Annotated in this window: 2 protein-coding genes; both read right to left on the reverse strand. The window is 65.9% G+C overall.

Annotated features, from left to right (window positions below):
• Positions 1-338: 338 nt before the first annotated feature.
• Positions 339-800, reverse strand: a complete 462-nt coding sequence (locus tag G6027_RS16850; protein ID WP_182638141.1) for an SRPBCC family protein — start codon at positions 798-800, stop codon at positions 339-341.
• A gap of 399 nt (positions 801-1,199) precedes the next feature.
• Positions 1,200-1,502: a winged helix-turn-helix transcriptional regulator gene (locus G6027_RS16855; protein WP_182638142.1), complete on the reverse strand. Its 303-nt coding sequence runs from the start codon at positions 1,500-1,502 to the stop codon at positions 1,200-1,202.
• Positions 1,503-1,687 lie beyond the last annotated feature (185 nt).

Genomic DNA, 1,687 nt, shown 5'->3' on the forward strand with positions numbered 1-1,687 from the left:
GGGGTAGGTGGAACTCAGAAATGAAAGTTCGACCACGGTCACGGAGGCCGAGGTGCCAGGCTGTGCTCGTGGTTTCCGAGGGCGGCTTCTGCACTCGAGTCTCCCTGCGGGACGCTCATCCGGTCGATTACTGGGCGGGTAGACCCGGACTCACCACACGGGCTGTCCACTTCAGATCAGGGTGTGGTCGGTCCGTGAGGTAGCGGAAAACGTCTCTCCGAACTCGGCCGGCGGGCTGTTGTCGAAATAGCCGTTCCCGCGCACTGCGCTTGCGGCTTCTGCCCAGTCGCAAGAGAGTTATCCCTGGCGAAGTCCACCCGTGGGGACGAGTCGGGTGGTCAGGCCTCGGCGATAGCTTTGATGCTCTCCAGCGTGGTGCCAAGGGCAGTCTCGAGCTCGTCAGCGTGGTTCGGGCCCCCGCCGAGGAGCATCGCGGCGAAGATCTGGCCGATCGGGTTGAGCTTGCCCGGCACGGACCGACGCTGGACAAGTCTGGTACCGGTCTGCGTCGGCTGGAGCTCGAAGGCCCAGCGGGCGCCGCTGGTCTTCGTGTCCCAGGCGACACGCTTGTTGGGCTCGAACTCGATCACAACGTTTCGGGTTGGCCAGGCGACCAGTTTACGGCGGTTCCAGCCGATGTACTGCTGGCCCTTCCGGAAGCCTCCCGGCAGCAGCGGTGTCATCGCGACGAGTTCGGGCGACGACCGGACGAGCACGTAGGTATCCGTGACGACCTCCCACACGCGCTCGACGGGGGCGTCGACCTCGACCTCGGCGCGAAGCTCGCGGGTAGTGCTCATGCCATGCCTCCTTGGCGGGTTGAGCCGCGCTGGGTGTGGTGAACACGCTGGCGTGACCGGAATTGTGACCAGCGCAAGGTCGGACCGCTTCGCAACACAGTACGTCGCGTAGGGCGTACCCCGTAGTGACGTTGCTCTTCGTCGTGGTGGTCCCCATGTCGACGAGCTCGCTTTCGAGGGTGTGGGCCGCGCAGGTCCGGGACGCTGGCTGAGCAACACCGAATCCGCGGTGGTGCAGAAAGCGACCGTTCGCCCGGACGTGGTGACGGTGGATGTGCTCGGCCCCGGTGGCATCTCCGAACTCGATCAACTGCAGAGAGAAGCCGACCAGATCGTCCCCTGGGGGCCTTTGGTGGTGGTCGACCACGCTGTCGGGGCGCCACGATCAGTGCCGACGGGTCACTGGTTCCGGTCGCCAGCACCCTTCCGCGGGGCCCCCAGCACGCTGAGGATCTCCCCGACCATGTGGTCCCGTTCGAGTGGATGGCGCAGCGGCAGGTCCCGGTTCAGGCTGTAGCGGTTACGGCGCCCGTCGCGGATGCGCTGCAGGTACCCGGCTTCTTCCAGTTCGGCCACGATCCGCTGGGTGGCGCGCTCGGTGATCCCGACCGCCTCGGCGATGTCGCGTAGTCGCGTCTCGGAGTCCTGCGCGATGCACAACAGGACGTGCGCGTGATTGGTGAGAAACGTCCACTCCGCCACTACGCCACCCCATCACCGACGACTTCCGAGTGTCATTTTGCCTTACGTGAATCACGGTACGCATGTGGGCGCTCACGGTGTCTGGCCTGCCGCGCGCGGGGCAGGCCGCGCGTCAGGGCGACATGGGACACGAATGCAGGCAGTCTGGCCGGGTTGTCGGTCGGTGACCTGACCATGCTCGCCGT

Source organism: Dietzia sp. SLG310A2-38A2 (assembly GCF_014145095.1).
Lineage (GTDB): Bacteria > Actinomycetota > Actinomycetes > Mycobacteriales > Mycobacteriaceae > Dietzia.